Here is a 17,510-nt window from a genome sequence, read left to right as displayed (position 1 = left end):
GGACCTGATATTCATCTATCAGGTCCTGTTTCACATAGACGTTATACATGGATATTTTCCACACATTATCAATGTTTGTAATGTAGTTAGTCTTGTGGGTCAGCAATAAAATCAGATATTATTTTTTCGATATCGAAAGGAGTAATCCCTTTATCCAAAGAAAAAATGCTTTCTGCTTCTTCGATTTCTTGAACGAGTTCACCTCTAGCTTCAATATGTAATCGGAACAAGTCATATAAATTCGGTTTAACTAAATTAGTTAAAGCCTTTCCAACTAGTATCATACCTTTTTGATTAGCCTCGATGGTATTATCATATGTTAGATCTCTTGTAAGAGACAAATCTGTCCAAATCAATTTTCGTTCCTTTAAGTCTAAAATAACTGGAATAGAGATTTGGGTGTCGGCAGTAATATCCACTTTATCTTGAACAGTAGAAGGTTCAAATATTTCACCTGAACCAGGATATTGACGAACCATCCAACCAGTAAAGCATTCTGGTAAATCTTTATATGGTTGATCTGTGTAAGAAAGCAAAGTCATGACTACATAGCGTCCACCATATTTCAGCACAGACGGAATATCGAAATCAATGAATTCAGATGCCCCCTTTGGTGCAGAAGTAATATCTCCGCTATGGTAGGCTTTGAAATTTTTTGAACGTAAGTTCGTGAAGGAGACATGTTCTTTGTATTGCCAATCTTCGTCGTACATTGCAGCAGACAAATCAATGTCAACGCGTCCTGTATGTTGTCCATCCACATAGCCTTCTTTCCACCATAGGAAAAAACGAATCGTATCTCCTTCTGGCAAATCTACTTTACTCCCTCGAGATAATGTGCGAAGCGATTTGCTGGCTGAACGTTGAGAGAAGGGAACTAAGTGATTTTTTAACTGTTCATCCAAAAATACTTTTCCGAGACTTGGAAGTTCTGCGAAGCGATTTTTTAAAGTATCTTCACACATTTTTACAATCATTAAACAAATATCCTCTGAGATAAATGGAAGTGTATTTTCAATACCTATAGCTTTTGCTACATTTCCCTTTGGAAAAAAGGTACGAAATTCATTTTTATCATTTCGATGCTTAAAATGAGCCGTGAGTTGAAGTAATACAGGAGTAGAAACGTTTCCTATTATACTTAGAAAATCTTCGAGAATATTGAAAACATCTGTTGACTTATTACTACATAAACGGATTAAATGATCCAAACGTCTGGCAAATTCCCCTGGGCGAGTTTTTAAAAGATTTTTCGCTGTCATGATATCACGATTCAACAAAGCTGCTTCTATTTTTCCATTAAATGTTTCAACTTTAATGTTGTTGCGAAGCATCTCAAATGCTCGGTGGGTTTTTGGGAAACGAGTATGATATTCTGCTGGATGAAGAATTTCACCTAAACGAATCCAACGTTTTTTGTATCGAATCATATCTTCGGTAATGTTTCCGCATTGCTCTAACAATCCTAAAAGGAAGCGTCTTTCGGCTCGGTTAAACTTCTTGAATCGAACGGAGGATGCTAAACTCACATCACCTTCAGATAAAGCAACTGCAAGGCGAAGAACATCAGTTGCTGTTTTAAAATACTTTGCAGCAGCATCGGCTGATATTTTTCTGTTTATTAATAAAACCCCGATTATAAAAGACATATTTTCCTTATGAGGAATTACATTAGGTAGAAAACAGGAAACATCTTCAGTGTGTGTAATAGCCCATTCTACATCTGTCTTATCAGTTGAGGAAATAGAGCTGTTTGCACTAATCAATTGAGAAATCATTTGATTGAAATCTTCTTCACTTCCTAAGTCAATCACTTTCAAATCAACGCTATCTAAAAGAGGAAGTCGTTCTTCTACTTTTGATATAGGTAGGCACAACGTCACATAGTGAATAACGGCATTGATGTATAAATCAGCGTCACTTAAATCCATCATTTGTTGCGGAAAGTTTGGATACATAGGAGTAAACTGAATATGTGCACCAACCATTTCTTTTAAATGTTTTACCAACTCTTTGTAAAACGATGTGAATGCATCAACCGAAAGTGTTTGCAACTCTTCTATTAAAGGCTCGGAAAAAGTAAATCCTAAACTTTCCAAGTTTTTTAAAACAGTGGCTAAATAAATGTTCGGTAGTTTATTTTCTTCTCTTTTTATAATTACTTTCAAACTTCTTCTTATGTAAATAGAATTTTTCATGAGAACGCCAGCTATTCACTCCTTATAAAAGAGGGGGAATAGTCCGACTGTCCTCCTTTCAGTGGTAGATTTTTATTTTTACATGCATAAACACACTAATTGTAGAGAAATGCACTGAGGGTATAAAGCTATTTTTTAGTGAAAAATTAGGGGTATAACATTTAGTTGTTAAGTGGTAATTTGTTAATTAAGAAAAGAAAACCTCTACATCAATGGTTGATAAACTAAAGTTTATTCAAACCTAAAGAAGAAAGAGGTTTTATAGTCTAATTATTTTCATAGGAAATTGACAACTCTAAAACAATTTGAAATTTCTACAAAGAAGGAAGAATTGTCATAGCCTATGTGTTTAGCAGGAAAGTAACATCCCTATTTCGCCAAAGAAGTTAGAAGGAAGGAACGTCATAGCCTGCTTTATTAGTATATTCTCATGCGAAGAGCAATTCAAGTATACAGTCTGATTTTTTATATTTTTCTTAAAGGGGAATTTTCATGTTTATCCCGCATTGACGGGTAGCCCGATTGGTGAGGGGGATTAAAGTTTCACTTTATAAATAGGGAGACCATCACATGCCCTTTTTATAATACTATTACGGGAGGATTTTTATTTTTGATATATTATACCATTTATTTAATGTTATAATATGATATTAGTTCTATGGTTAGGGGTGAATTAGTTAACCTTGATACAGATTCAGAGAAAAATATATATTGGAATTATCCAGATACCAATCCATATATTGAATGGGTAAATAAGAATATTGTTAGAATTGGAGATCAAACTTTAGATGTTTCGCAGAAAGAAAACTATGATTGGCGTGATGATGATAAGCACGTTAAAGAAATGCCTAAACAGTTTAGTAGATAAAACAAGAAAATTTAAATTTATTTAATCTTATTCGTTTAACTATAGATAGGATTATATGAGTGAAAAATTCCATTTAGATCTTCTAAATGGAGTTTTTTAGGTTTCTAGATACGACTACTGATAAAAATGGAACAAACTTGTTACTTAGGTTGTCTATTAATTATACGCATAAAACAGGGGTTCATGATAGTTCGCTCATTTTATCCCGCTATTTGCCCGTAAAAGCCCGATTGGTGAGGGCTTCTTGCATTTCACTTTATGAAAAGTGAAATGCAAGAAGAGTGATATCCGATACACTCTTTAATTGTATCGATATGTATAATACCTAGAAAAACTATATATTCTTGAAAGAGGTTGAAAATGTATGATAGTCTTAAACAAGTTTTTTAACATTTTACATTACAAAAAGATGGTACCTGTAGTATTTCTTTCATGTGCAACGCTTATAGGCTGTTCCGATGGTAATACTCAATCTGAATTACCTAAACAAACGAAACAAACAAATCAAACCAAACAAACAAATCAAACCAAACAAGAAACTAACGGTAATGATTCTTTTGCTAAACTTGAAAAAGAATTTGATGCTAAACTCGGTATTTATGCATTGGACACTGATACGAATCAAACCGTTACGTATCAATCAGATAAACGGTTTGCATACGCATCTACCCACAAAGCTTTAGCTGTGGGAGTACTTTTACAAAAGAAATCAATAGAAGATCTAAATCAAAGAGTTTTGTATACTCGTGAAGATCTTGTTAATTACAATCCAATTACAGAAAAGTATGTTGATAGGGGTATGACTCTGAAAGAGCTTGCAGATGCTTCCCTTCGATATAGTGATAATACTGCACAAAATCTTATTCTTAAACAATTAGGTGGACCTAGTGAATTCAAAAAATCACTGAGAGAAATAGGAGATACCGTTACAAATCCTGAACGTTTTGAACCAGAGTTAAACGAAGTACATCCAGGAGACGTACATGATACTAGTACCCCAAAGGCATTAGCTACTAGTCTTCAGGCTTTTACGCTAGGAGATGTACTTTCAACTGAGAAACGGGATTTATTAATAGATTGGATGAAAAGGAATACTACGGGAGACAACTTAATTCGTGCTGGAGTTCCAGGAGGATGGGAAGTAGCTGATAAGACGGGATCGGGATCTTATGGAACCAGAAATGATATCGCAATTATTTGGCCACCAAATAAAAAGCCAATTGTTCTTGCGATACTTTCTAATCATGATAAAGAGGATGCTAAATACGATGATAAGCTTATTGCAGAAGCAACCAAAATAGCGCTGGGTGTCTTAAAAGCTAAAAATAAATAATAATAGTATTAGTTATTGAAATTTTCTTGTTTTTTCGTCACAATACTGTGACGATCTTTTTATGTATTTTACAAAAAATCGTCTTAAGTAAAGAAAAAAGATAGAAACCATCTCTATTAAGTTTATTAACTAACAACAAATATATGCTTTATTGAATACTTATTGCATTTAATGTGGAGGAATAAAATGGAGTCAAAAATTCTTATTGTTGATGATGATAAAGAGATTAGAAATCTTATCTCGGTATATCTGGAAAATGAAGGCCTAAAAACTCAAAAGGCAGAAGATGCTATACAAGCTTTACAACTGTTAGAAGAAAAGGAATTTGATTTGATTATTTTAGATATTATGATGCCGAATATGGATGGCATTGAAGCATGTATGAAAATTAGGGAAGATCGCAATATGCCTATCATTATGCTATCTGCAAAATCTGAGGATATAGACAAAATTCAGGGCCTAGCCTCTGGTGCAGACGATTATTTATCAAAACCGTTTAACCCACTAGAATTAATTGCTAGGGTAAAATCCCAATTAAGAAGGTTTAAAAAATACAATACGTCCATAGAACATAATAAAAGCATTCTAGAAATTGGTGACTTAACCGTGAATACAGATACTCGTCAAGTATGGGTAAGGGGAAAAGAAACAAGGTTAACTCCAAAAGAGTTTGCTATTCTCGAACTACTCGCCCGCAACAAAGGGATTGTCCTGAGTGTAGCAAAAATATATGAAGCAGTTTGGAAAGAGGTTTTTTATAAATCAGATAATACCGTCATGGTGCATATTACAAAAATAAGAGACAAAATTGAAGAAGATTCTAAACATCCCATTTATATTAAAACTGTTTGGGGAATTGGGTATAAAATATGAAGAATGTTAGTTTCAGAAATAAGATTATTATAAAACTTCTTGGTGCTGTTGCAATTAGTTTTTTTATTTCATTTGGTTTAACAATCCTCATTGTGCAATACGTCATAGATCCATTTTTTATAAAACACGAAGATTTTGGCATATTTGAAGTGAGACTCGCAATGTTGTTCTTATTTACGTTCGCAATCTTAAACTTTATAGTAATCTTTTTGCTATTGGTTCGAAAGAAAATAGTATATTTGAAGCTCATTTCGGAAAATGTGAATGATATTGCAAATGGAAAACTGGGTTTAACAATTGGGATTAAGGGGAAGGACGAATTGACCCAACTTGCTCAAAATATCAACTATATGTCCAAGGAATTGGAGAATACATTTGAACAAGAAAGACAATTAGAACGTACAAAAAATGAACTTATCACCAATGTATCTCATGATTTACGCACACCTTTAACATCTATTATTGGCTATATAGATTTATTAAAAAGAGGGCAATACAACAGTAACATACAATTACAGGAATACCTTGAAACCACGTATTCAAAGTCACAGAGACTGAAATATTTAATTGATGAGCTGTTTGAGTATACTCGTTTATCAGGTATAGATGCTAAGTTAAACCTTAATGAAGTTGATTTATCAGGTTTGTTGGAACAAATAGTTGGAGAATACATACCTATATTTGAAAAGAAAAGTTTAATCGTTCAAAGATCTATCGCGGAAGAAACAATACCTATCTTCATAGATGTAGAAAAAATGGTACGTGTATATGAAAATCTCTTTATGAATGCGATAAAGTACAGCATGAAACCATCCGAATTATCTATATGTCTTGAACTAATAGGTAACAAGGCAATTTTGAAAGTATCAAATAAAGTCGAGAGACCGCCTGTTAGCGATCCAAATAAATTGTTTGAAAGGTTTTTCAGAGGGGACAAGGCAAGAAAAGATGACCAGGGAAATGGACTGGGACTTGCTATCGCAAAAAGAATTGTTGAACTTCATCATGGTAATATACATGCAGAATATAAAGATGGTTGGATGTCTTTTATTGTTGAACATTCAATCAAATAGACTGGCTTATGGAATTACAGATTCCATAAGCTTTTTTTTAAAACTTAAGAATTCTTAAGGATTTTACGGGGTGTTTCCTAATTTTCATAGTTTATCATGGATGTATTCAAAATGATGAGGTGAGCAAAGAAGATAAAAGAAAAGATTTCATTGTAGCTTTAGGGTGAATGCAACGTGTCTATTTTGTTAGTAGTAAACAAACATAGTAGCTTATTGTAATGAAATAAAAAAGTAGGAGGATATAAATGATAAAACCAGTTGTAGATGTAAAAAACATTCAAAAATTGTACGGTAAAAAAGGTGAGAATCAATCACACGCATTAAAAGGTGTATCATTCTCAATTCAAGAGGGAGAGTTTGTTGGTATTATGGGGCCTTCTGGTTCTGGTAAAACAACATTATTAAATGTAATTTCAACGTTAGATAAAGCGACAGGTGGCGTTGTTGAAATTGCAGGAACGGATATTACGAGGATGAAGCAGGGTGAACTTTCTGGTTTTCGTTCACAAAAGTTAGGATTCATTTTCCAAGACTTTAACTTATTGGAGAATTTATCTATCTATGAAAATATCGCACTCCCACTTTCACTTCAAGGTGTTTCATCTCGTAATATTGGAAAGAAAGTAGAAAAAGTAGCTGATATGTTAGGCATTACAGCTATACTTCAAAAATATCCTTCTGAAGTATCTGGTGGACAAAAGCAACGTTCCGCAGCAGCACGTGCGTTAGTTCATGAACCAGCAATTATTTTGGGAGACGAGCCGACTGGATCCCTAGATTCTAAAAATGCAACGAGTTTACTTAATGCCATGACAAGCTTAAATAAAGAGCAAGGTGTATCCATTATGATGGTTACGCATGATCCTTACAGCGCAAGTTACTGTCAACGTATTTTATTCATTCAAGATGGTGAGTTATATAAAGAAATTCATCGCGGTAGTACCCGTGAAGAATTCTATAAAGAAATTTTAGATGTGCTTGCAAACTTAGGCACACAAAAAGCGTAAGGAAGGAAGTTTAATCATGTTATTTAAGCTCTCTATGTCAGGCCTAAAAAGTAAGTTGCAAGATTACATTGTTTTACTTGTTGGTCTTATTGTCTCTATTTCAACTTTTTATATGTTTCAAACGCTAGCATCCAATAAAACGTTCCTTGAATCTAACTCTTCTATTAGGGATATTGTGGCTGTCTTTAAAATTGGTTCCGTTTTGTTAGCGATTATCACATTTTTCTATATTTTATATGCAAACTCTTTCTTATCAGCTCTTCGTCAAAAAGAATTTGGTATGTATATGATGTTAGGAGCAAAAAAGCATAAAGTTACATTACTTATGTTTATCGAAACAATCATATTAGGTGCCACCTCTCTTTTGATTGGAATTACAATTGGTGTAGGACTTGCAGAAGGTATCGGTCAGCTATTAATGAAACAACTCGAGTTTGCTGGCGAAGGTTATAAAGCATTTTATCTGCCATCTATAGCTATTACTTGCATCTTTTTCTTTGCACTCTTTGTATTATCTGCAATTATGAATAGTATTAAATTATCTCGCATTTCTGTACTGCAACTTGTACATGCTGATGAACAAACAGAACGTGTTGCCATAAAAGGAAAAATGACAGTTGTAGTTGCATTCCTTGGTATTCTTTTATTGGGTATTGGTTATGCATCACTTATTTATATATCATATGCAAATTCGCTAATTGTTTTGGGATTAATGGCCGTTGGATTAATCTCAGCAACTGTTGGTACTTACCTTATATTTGGATCACTTCTTCCAGTTATGATTAACAAGCTAAAGAGTAATAAAAAACGTAGTGAAAAAGGCCTTAATGCTTTTACTTTTGCACAATTAAATTTCCGCATTAATAGTCTAACAAATGTGCTTGCAACAGTAGCAATTTTAGTGGCTCTTGGTGCTGGTGGAATTGCTTGTGGTATGGCATTTAAAAACAACATCCTAAAAATTACAGATCAAATACAAATTTACGATTCAGTTATTCATAATCCAACAGCGGAAGAAAAGACAATTTTGGGTAGTATCTTATTTCAAGAAAAACTTGAATATCATTACAAAGTTGATGATAGATATGTTTATTATCTTAAAGAAGATGTAGAGAAAAATCGCCCTTTCTTGCAAGGTATGAAAATAGAGAAAGTTTCAGAGGAAATACCAATTGGTGCGTTTTCAATGAAACGGGCTGAAGGAGAGACAGACACAAAACAATGGATTCAGGCTTTCAGAACAATCCAGCCAAATTATTTATATCCTGATTATGAAATGAAAATTGTAGATTATAAAATATACAATCGATTGAAGGGGAAAGAAAGTATTGTGTTTATGGGGAAAACAGATGATTTTGGATCATACATAAAAGAATGGAAAAAACTTGATGAATTACAGATAGCAAAATATAAAAATGTGAAAGCGGAAGAATTGGGTAGTAAGTATCAAACATATATTATGAGTCATGATTTTGCCAGCGGACTAATGTTTATGGGTTTCTTCGTTGGAATTGCATTTTTAGCAATGATGGCAAGCTGCTTAATGTTTAAAGTTCTGTCGGGAGCATCAAAAGATGTAACACGTTATCAAATGCTTCATAAAATTGGTGTTCGCCGAGAGTTATTAACAAAATCAATTTATAAAGAGTTATTCTTCATATTCTTATTCCCAGCAATTGTAGGGATTACTCATATATTAGTTGGTATGAACATGTTTAGCCCTCTTGTAATCGATCCGTACTCTCGCATTTGGTTACCACTTGTTATTTTTGTAGTAATTTACTCGATGTATTACTGGATTACTGTTCAATTATTTAAAGGAATTGTACTCCCTAAAAAAGATTAATGTAATGATGTTGTTTATCCCGCATTAACAGGCAGCACGATTGGTGAGGGCTCATAATCAGTGGGGGATGAACAAACCCCACTGATTAAAGTTTCACTTTATCTTTTACTGTACCTTGTAACTACATTTTACCTTGCTGTAAAGAAACAAAAAACGTTTTTTTATTCAATAATTCCAATTTCTAGAGCCTTTTGCACAGCTTCTTCTTTGTTGCGGACTCCTAGCTTTGTATAAGCTGTGGAAGCATAATTTCTGACCGTACCATTCGATAAATATAACCTTGATGCTATGGTAGTGTATCGAAGTCCCTTTGCTACTAGCTGCAATATTTCTATCTCCCTAGCTGTTAGCTCATAAGCGGTTGCTTTTGATTGTGGTGTCTCTTTTTGCGCATCAAACTTCTCAAATATTTTGTGAGACATTCCTTGATCAATCAGTGTCCCACCTTTGTGAATAAGTCGGATCGTATTAGCTAGCTCCAATGTTTCAATAGATTTGAGTAAAAAACCGTCCGCACCGTTGCGAAGCGATTCCAACGCCTGTTCGGTATCCTGAAAAGTAGTAAAAATCAATATGCGGATATGTGGCCATTGTTGCTTAATCTTTTTGGTTGCTTCGACTCCATCCATGTGCTGCATATCTAAATCCATAAGTATAACATGGGGTTGAAGGCGCCCACACAAATCGATGGCTTCATTGCCATCCTCGGCCAAACCGATTACATTTAAATCTTCATATCTATCGAGTAGTGTCCTCAAACTTTCCCGAACAAATGGCTGGTCGTCTACAATTAACAAACGAATAAGTCCATCTTTTATTTCAGTTTGTCGCGGCATGGTACATGTAACAAGCATTCCTTCATCTGGCTTTGTATATACAGACAATTGACCTTGCAAATTCATTGCTCGTTCTTTCATTGCATTCAGACCGAAGCCTTCCTGCCATTCTACATTTCCTTTTCCATTATCTTGAACTTCTAATCTCGTATATTGTTGTTCAAACTGCAATGAAACTATAATTTCAGTTCCTTGACCATGACGTACTGCATTCGTAAGGGACTCTTGTAAGCAACGAATGAACGCTATCTTCGCTTGCCGAGACATTTCATATTCCTCTCCGTATGCCCGAAAACTTACATTAACCTGAGCGTGCTCCTGAAATTCGGCTCCAAGATTTTGGAGAGATTGAATTAAGGAAGGCGATTGGCAAGGAGACTCCATTTGATGTAGGTAACCTCTCACGTCCTCGATGCTTTTACGTCCCATTTCAAGCAGAGAATCTAGCCTCTGTATACCCATTTCAGTAGCAAGTTCGGTGCGCAACGTTTCCATCCCCATAATAATAGATGTATAAGCGTGACCAACTGTATCATGAAGCTCACTCGACAGTCTGTTTCGTTCTTCCGCCAGTGTAATGCGTTCAATCTGAGACATATATTGCTCAAGTACCGCGTTTTGTTTACGAATTGATTCATTTTGTTTATGATTGACGATTAATAAATGAAAAGCGAAGCCCATTACATATGCGAATCCATAATAGGTGACCATAACCCAATAGCTATTACTTGACGCAACCGCATAGAAAATTCCATTTGTTACAAAAACTGTTATTGGAGCTGTCCAATAATAGGACAAATGCTTACTATTCGCAGCAATTAGAAACACTGATATAAGAAATGTGTTGTAAGCCCCTGGAAATAATGAGGTTAAATATATACATAGTCCACCATACAGCAGTATTTCTGTGAACAAATAATATTTATAATTGAATAGTAAGGCTACCCATGGAACAGAGAAGGCAATAATTTCCCAAAGAATAATAATCCAAAGTGGTAATGTTAAACCATCCTGAAAATTTAATGTAGCTAGAATGATAGACACACTAGCAAGTAGGCGTACCCCTAACATAATCCAATCATACCAAAACCAATACTTAACCATATCTAACAAGTCCTTTACCCCCTAAATAGCCTACCATTTTACTTCCTATATTATAATTTAATCCTTCCTGCCTTATTATACTTTTTAATTTAAAACTACGATACTACTCACAGACTGCAAACTTCTATTGATTTAGTTGCCGAATCATACTACGTGTATAGCCCCCAATTTTCTTTGTCAAACCATCGACTATTCTAATACTTATGGCGGTAAATACTATACCCATAAACATTACAAAGAGTGACTTGGCAAAAGTATCTATTTGTATAAATATAATATTCATATCGATGTATCGATACAGTAGTGGTGCCAACAGGAACATAAGTGGCATTACATAAAAAATGATTGCACTAATGAGACTGAAAATGCCAATCGCAAATTTCTGCATTAACCAATAGACAGCACACCAAGTGCGACGATCTGTTAGCACTAATTTCACCTGAGACCAGTTCGATGTATCCATTGTTATACTTCTATCGTAAGAGTCTGTTGAAATATCTGTATAAATTTTCGTCTGTATGCGCTCGAATTGGATAAAGGGTGTGGTAGTCTGTAGTACGCGCATAATTAATGGAATCCCAACAACAGTAAATGAAAGGGTTAAACTAAATAGCAGAGCTATTATATAAAAACAAAAATAAAACAATCCTGTACCGAAAGTTAGCAATAAAAAATAACCATTCTGGATGAATCTTGATTTCATAAAGTTCATCGCTCCTATCTATGTAATAACCGAATTATACTGCTTTTTTTGTCATTCTCACTAGTGTAAAAGTGTCATATGACAGTTCTAAATGATGTTAAAAAGGGGAGAGCAGCTTACATCTGGTTAAAAAGATGCTTTTATCCCGCTATTTACTGGGCAGTAAGACTCCCACCTCAAAATTCAGCGTTAGGTGGGGGGCGGGCTGCCGGTAAACGCACGATTGGTGAAGGCTAATAATCAGTGGGGGATGAACAAAAACCTGCTGATTAAAGTTTCACTTTATTAATTCCCACAAAACAATCCCGTTCTTACATCTGCAAGAACGGGATTGTTTTGTACTTTTATTTAATATGAGATGGACTTGTTTTTCGAATATGAAAAATAATATCAAATTGCTCAAGCAATGAAGTATCAAAATACACCGAACTGTTCGGGAGAATTTGTCCCCCTATACTTAGTAATGGTCTTTTTGCTTTAACCCATTTTTCTGCTTGTCCTTTAAGGTGACGGTTATCCAATAAAAACATTTTATATGGCACTTTTCCGAGAGTATAATTGAAACTTTTTACATCTTGTGGAATAGTGTCGGTTGTAATCTTACCTCCAGTGGAAGGATCATATTCGCTGTATAAGGTAAAATTCCCCTCCGTAGTTGTACTACCAATTGTGACATAATTATTGTCTAAACGTTCCTTCAAAAACTGCCCCGCAACATAAGGGTATAATTTCTCATCGATAATTCCTTTAGCTATATGAATATTGTGTGCCCATACCATCGTTTTACCACCAAATGTCTCTTGTGCCCACATTGCATGATCGGCCAAGTATTGTTCATGTAGTTTTATTATACTTGGATAGTCGTTAGGGAGTAGCATTGTGGTAAATTTCTCTATTGCACTTGCCGTTGCTTTCGCCCAGATGTACTCGGATGGAATTATTTCTGTGTTGGCTTGCTCATTCTCATCTTTTAGTAATCGGGCTACTCTCTCAGCGTTTGCTTTAAACTTCTCTTTTCTTTCAGGAGCAAGTTTCATATATTCCTGTATACTTCCAGTAAAAGAAGACAATTCTTTATAATTTTCTTCTACTTCTGCCAGCAAATCTGGTCGATGCAGCCTTACATAATCAATTACTTTATTAAAGCTACCTTGGTCCAACGCCTTTAAGTCGAGCCCAATAAATTGGATCTTTTTTTTATTGGATGGATCAGCATTATAATCTTTCATCCACTCAATCATGGCTATAATTTCATCAGTAGGATATAACAAATTTAAAAATTCCCTAGGGTTTCCTTTTCCTGTTTGGATATATTCATTTAGTTTTAAGCCGTTTCCCCAATCTTCTTCCATTGCAAAATTCGTAAAACCCATTTCAGTAACCAAATATTTCACAAGGCGAAACTTCATAGTAAAAATTTCAGAGCTTCCATGAGTATTCTCTCCTAATCCTACATATTGCGCGTTCCCAATCATTTTCTTAAGTGGTTTTAAATCTTCAAATGGTTTTGACGGCTCTATCGTTTTTAATGGGTTAGCCTGTGATTGTATTGATTTAACTATATTTTTTTGGACTGATTGACCTGAATTTTCGACTGCTACAGTTTGAGCGTTTCCTACTTCCGCGCATCCTGTGACTAATAAAGCTGTACTAACCATTGCAATCATTCTTTTCTTATTCATTTTTGCCCACCTCAATTGAATTATTTTTATAAACAAGATTGATTCATGTACTTGCACGAATCAATTGCCTTAATTCAATTGTTATTTATTCCATATCATATTTTCTAGTTACATATTGTCATAAGATTAATTGACACAAGTCATAGGTTAATCATTACACTTTTGTACTATCGGCTATGACAGTTTATAAATAATAATTAAATTGTTGAATCGCAAGTAAGACTAGATTATGAATTTGGGAGGGATTTTAAAGATGAATGATCTGTATGTCAAAATATTTTTATTCTAAGTTGTAGCTGTTGAAATGACAGGAAGTAAATTTGATAAACAAATGAATAAAAGGGGAAGGGCGGATTACAATGTTATTACACGGAGAAGCATTCCACAATAAAGATAAAATCCAACGTGCTAAAATAGGACTTCAACTCTTTCTAAGTATCTTAACCATTACTTCTATTATTCTAAATGTAGTAGTAATGATTACTAAAAGTATGCCGCTTATTGTGGTATATATGTTTACCCCAGCATTTTCTTCTATTTTGACTCGCATAATATTGAAAGAAGGGTTTAAAGATGTATCTTTTAGTCTCGGTAACTTAAAGATATGGAAGGGGATTGGTTTTGCTCTGCTAATACCTATGATTATTTGTGGAATTACTTATTCTATCGCCTGGTTGAGCGGAATTGCGAGGTTTCAGCCCCCGCAAGGTGGTATGCTAGAACCTATTTACAATATACTTGGATTTCAGTATCTACCGATACCATTAAGTTTCATTTTTATAGTAGTATTGAGCGGAGTTTTAGGTAGCTTGCTTAACTTAATTCCAGTTATGGGAGAAGAAATGGGTTGGCGAGGTTATATGCTTACAAGACTAATCGATGCAGAGTTTTCACGCCCAATCCTTATTAGCGGATTGATTTGGGCAACGTGGCATGTTCCAATTGTTATTGCTGGTCTATATGTAGAGGGAACATCTGCCCTACTTTCAGTACTTGGCATCTATTTTTGTATTGTGCCATTCAGTTATATTACAGCTTATTTACGACTTATCACAGGTAGCGTTTGGCCTTCGGTTATCATTCATACTACTTGGAATGCCATTATTCAAGGACCTTTCGCACGTGCAAGTACAGGAGATCAAACTGAGATTTGGATTGGAGAATCTGGTTTGATAACCGCTATTATTATCTTGGCTACTGCAATAATTATGTCTCGAATCGTAAATTTTACTAAATAGCATACGGATTTGTTTTAAATTCAATTAGTGTAATATGACGAGGCTGAAATAAGATGCTCCTAAAAATATTAGAAAAAATCTAGTTGAACGGACTCTTACTTAATCTTAGGCTGCTGGATATATGGAAGGCATCAAGCTAAGGGTTTAATTTATAAAAATAAACTTGATTGTCATAAAAAAATAATGTTTTTCATTTAAAGGCTATGAGATGAAATTTCGTCATCTTCATCACATTAGACCTTCAGGAAATAAAAAGTTAAACGATTATACAAATACTCTAACTGAAAAAACGATAGTCCTTTTATCAAAAATGTAGAAGGACTATCGTTTATTTTTTTGACAAAATTAGGGATTGATGTTCATAAAAATGGATAATATAATTCGTATTTTACGTAAAGAGAAAAATTTTCCCCTAGAATATTAAGCTAAATCTCTTGGTGTGACGGTTAATTTAAGTTTCACTTTATGACTTGTAAAGGGCTGTTCAATGCATCGTACTATTAAAAAATCTAAATTAAATCATTAAATTGCGATAAAATGTGGTCGGAAATAATGAAATTTTAGGAAAAATAAGGTACACTAGTCTATGATTTTAGTTGAAAATCGTTTGACGTTAATGCATACGGGGGAAAGATTGATGAACAACAATACAACAAATGAATCAGTTGAAGAAATTGATCAAAAACGAGTAAGATCAAACAAACGTTATACAAATTGGAAGTTTATCGCAGCGGGTATTGGTGTAATTGCACTTCTTATTGGGGGAATGAGTTATTATCAGGCAACTCACTTCAATTCGAATGTTACAATTAATGACACAAAAGTTGGTGGTCTGAGCGCTGATCAGGCAATACAGAAATTAAAGACATCTGGACTAGCAAACAAAGTCTATGTTGATCAACAACAAATTTTAGATGAAAAAGATACAAAAACGGAACTTACGGAAAAAGATTTGCCTCAAGTTAAGAAACTATTAAAAAACCAGTGGACATTTTTCCCTTCCTCAAAGGGAGAAAATTATTCATTGCTACCAGAGAAGGCAGATCAGTATCGTAGTGAAACGATGAAAAAACTTGTAGAAGAAAAGCTCATCTCTATGAATGAGAAATTAAAAGCGCCTCAAGATGCTATGGCGAAGCTAGAACAAGGGAAAATTGTTATTTCGAAAAGTGTTGAAGGAAAACAGTATGATGTTACTAGTCTACTGAAAGATTATGATAAGCAAAAATATAAAAGCGAAATTCATCTGAAGTCTGCATACATAAAACCTATTAAAGAAGACGACCCGATTGTCAAAAAAGAGGAGAAAGCACTACAGAATCTTCTTGGGCAGTCTGTTGAGTATAAAGTGCAGGATGAAGTTTATCCTTTAAAAGCGAAAGATTTAATTCAAAATGCCTCTATGTCAAAGGATATGAAAGTTACAATTGATGCGAGTGACATTAAGAAGAAAATTACTGAAATTAATAATGCCAAATCAACATTAAATAAAGATTTCTCATTTAAAACGCATTCCGGTTCAGTCATATCAGTAAAAGGACAAGGATACGGCTGGGCACTAGATGTTGAAAAAGAAACTAAACAAGTTCAACAAGCCTTTGAGAAAGGCGAAAAGTCGCTTTCTGCTTCTAATATTCACGGAAATGGTTGGGAGAAGGAAGGTATCGGTTATAAAACAACATCGAATAATGGCATCGGAGACACGTATGCAGAAGTTTCAATTGCAGAGCAACAAATTTGGATTTACAAAGATGGAAAATTAGTCGTTACAACAAATGTAGTAACGGGTAAACATAGCACGGGTGAAGATACATCACCAGGTGTTTGGTACGTTCTATACAAACGAACACCATACACGCTAAGAGGTAGCGCAGTAGGGAAAGCTGATTATGCGGTTAAAGTAGATTACTGGGTTCCATTCACCAATAGCGGTCAAGGATTCCACGATGCCGGCTGGCGAAAAGACTGGGGAAATAATGCTTATTTAACAGGAGGATCAGGTGGGTGTGTGAACCTTCTTCCTAATGTTGCAAAAACTGTATATGATAGTTTGAACACGTATGATCCAGTTATCGTGTACTAGAAAATAGCTACGTATCAAGAAATAAACAAAGCAGGAAATCTTATCTGATGGTATATGAAAAAAACACCTCTTGCATTCGCATACTAAGTGTGCAAATGTAATGGAGGTGTTTTTGTTTGAATATAAAAGTGTATTGCTTATAAGAAACAAAGTAGAAAGAGATTAAGAATAAGTATTCAAATAATCAATAAAATTGACAATGAATATCATTTTCACTTAATATAGAATCGTCGCATTTAATTAGACATGAATTTTTTGTTAATATAATAGATTTCTATTAAGTTGTCATATTTACGAACTATCATTAAATATTTTAAGAATTTAAACGTAGGAAAGGGTAATATAAAATGAACTGGAAAAAAGGCGGGTTATGGGTTATTATTTTTTTCGTTGTAAAAGGCACGATTTCTACACTTTTAATCGTTACAGGTGCTAAATATTTTGATTTATCATTTATGCAACTTATCTTATTAATTCTGACCTTATTAGTGATTTCTCTAATAAGTCGAAAGTTACTGTATAGACATAAACAAAACAAAAAGCAAAAAGAGCTAAATATATAATGAAGCCCCAGAGACCGTTGGATTTCTGGGGTTTTATTTCGATAGTTTTTTTCGCATCCACATGAATTTAACAGAAAAGGTTGTCCAAAATGATAAAATCGTT

Annotated in this window: 12 protein-coding genes and 1 pseudogene; 9 read left to right on the top strand and 4 right to left on the bottom strand. The window is 34.2% G+C overall.

What is annotated here, in order from left to right; all coding sequences use genetic code 11:
• Positions 1–86 precede the first annotated feature (86 nt).
• Positions 87–2,198, bottom strand: coding sequence for a TerD family protein (locus tag ACS2FK_RS13890; protein WP_063547918.1), 2,112 nt, complete (start codon positions 2,196–2,198; stop codon positions 87–89).
• Between the two features lie 661 nt (positions 2,199–2,859).
• On the opposite strand from ACS2FK_RS13890, the pseudogene ACS2FK_RS13885 reads away from it, so the two are divergent.
• The 6 genes and pseudogenes from ACS2FK_RS13885 to ACS2FK_RS13860 form a co-directional block, all read left to right on the top strand.
• Positions 2,860–3,066: pseudogene (locus ACS2FK_RS13885) on the top strand (DUF5412 family protein); the annotation flags it as partial.
• A gap of 364 nt (positions 3,067–3,430) precedes the next feature.
• A complete protein-coding gene (gene bla / locus ACS2FK_RS13880) occupies positions 3,431–4,399 on the top strand; it encodes a class A beta-lactamase (protein ID WP_063547916.1) in 969 nt (322 codons plus the stop codon).
• A 186-nt stretch (positions 4,400–4,585) separates the two neighbouring features.
• Positions 4,586–5,272: a response regulator transcription factor gene (locus ACS2FK_RS13875; protein ID WP_016081007.1), complete on the top strand. Its 687-nt coding sequence runs from the start codon at positions 4,586–4,588 to the stop codon at positions 5,270–5,272.
• On the top strand, positions 5,269–6,345 hold the full coding sequence (locus ACS2FK_RS13870) for a HAMP domain-containing sensor histidine kinase (protein WP_063547914.1): 1,077 nt from the start codon (positions 5,269–5,271) through the stop codon (positions 6,343–6,345). Before ACS2FK_RS13875 ends, ACS2FK_RS13870 begins: the two co-directional genes overlap by 4 nt.
• Positions 6,346–6,590: 245 nt before the next feature.
• The gene (locus tag ACS2FK_RS13865; RefSeq protein ID WP_063547912.1) at positions 6,591–7,352 is read left to right on the top strand and encodes an ABC transporter ATP-binding protein; all 762 of its coding nucleotides are present in this window, start codon (positions 6,591–6,593) and stop codon (positions 7,350–7,352) included.
• A 16-nt stretch (positions 7,353–7,368) separates the two neighbouring features.
• The gene (locus ACS2FK_RS13860) at positions 7,369–9,198 is read left to right on the top strand and encodes an FtsX-like permease family protein (RefSeq protein WP_063547910.1); all 1,830 of its coding nucleotides are present in this window, start codon (positions 7,369–7,371) and stop codon (positions 9,196–9,198) included.
• Between the two features lie 161 nt (positions 9,199–9,359).
• Here ACS2FK_RS13860 and ACS2FK_RS13855 read toward each other — a convergent pair whose 3' ends face one another.
• From ACS2FK_RS13855 to ACS2FK_RS13845, 3 genes are all read right to left on the bottom strand, one after another.
• A complete protein-coding gene (locus ACS2FK_RS13855; protein ID WP_063547908.1) occupies positions 9,360–11,147 on the bottom strand; it encodes a helix-turn-helix transcriptional regulator in 1,788 nt (595 codons plus the stop codon).
• Between the two features lie 115 nt (positions 11,148–11,262).
• A complete protein-coding gene (locus tag ACS2FK_RS13850; RefSeq protein WP_063547906.1) occupies positions 11,263–11,841 on the bottom strand; it encodes a sensor domain-containing protein in 579 nt (192 codons plus the stop codon).
• A gap of 344 nt (positions 11,842–12,185) precedes the next feature.
• A complete protein-coding gene (locus ACS2FK_RS13845) occupies positions 12,186–13,523 on the bottom strand; it encodes an erythromycin esterase family protein (RefSeq protein WP_063547904.1) in 1,338 nt (445 codons plus the stop codon).
• Between the two features lie 359 nt (positions 13,524–13,882).
• On the opposite strand from ACS2FK_RS13845, the gene ACS2FK_RS13840 reads away from it, so the two are divergent.
• The 3 genes from ACS2FK_RS13840 (at position 13,883) to ACS2FK_RS13830 (ending at position 17,407) form a co-directional block, all read left to right on the top strand.
• Complete coding sequence (locus ACS2FK_RS13840) at positions 13,883–14,761, top strand: CPBP family intramembrane glutamic endopeptidase (protein WP_000924281.1); 879 nt, start codon at positions 13,883–13,885, stop codon at positions 14,759–14,761.
• Positions 14,762–15,398: 637 nt separating this feature from the next.
• Positions 15,399–16,844, top strand: a complete 1,446-nt coding sequence (locus ACS2FK_RS13835; RefSeq protein WP_063547902.1) for a L,D-transpeptidase family protein — start codon at positions 15,399–15,401, stop codon at positions 16,842–16,844.
• 347 nt (positions 16,845–17,191) lie between these two features.
• The gene (locus ACS2FK_RS13830; RefSeq protein ID WP_001104104.1) at positions 17,192–17,407 is read left to right on the top strand and encodes a hypothetical protein; all 216 of its coding nucleotides are present in this window, start codon (positions 17,192–17,194) and stop codon (positions 17,405–17,407) included.
• The last annotated feature ends 103 nt before the right edge of the window (positions 17,408–17,510 follow it).

This window comes from Bacillus cereus group sp. BceL220 (genome assembly GCF_051776965.1).
Lineage (GTDB): Bacteria > Bacillota > Bacilli > Bacillales > Bacillaceae_G > Bacillus_A > Bacillus_A cereus.
Note: the sequence above shows the minus strand (reverse complement) of the source record. Positions and strands in the feature narration are given on the sequence as shown.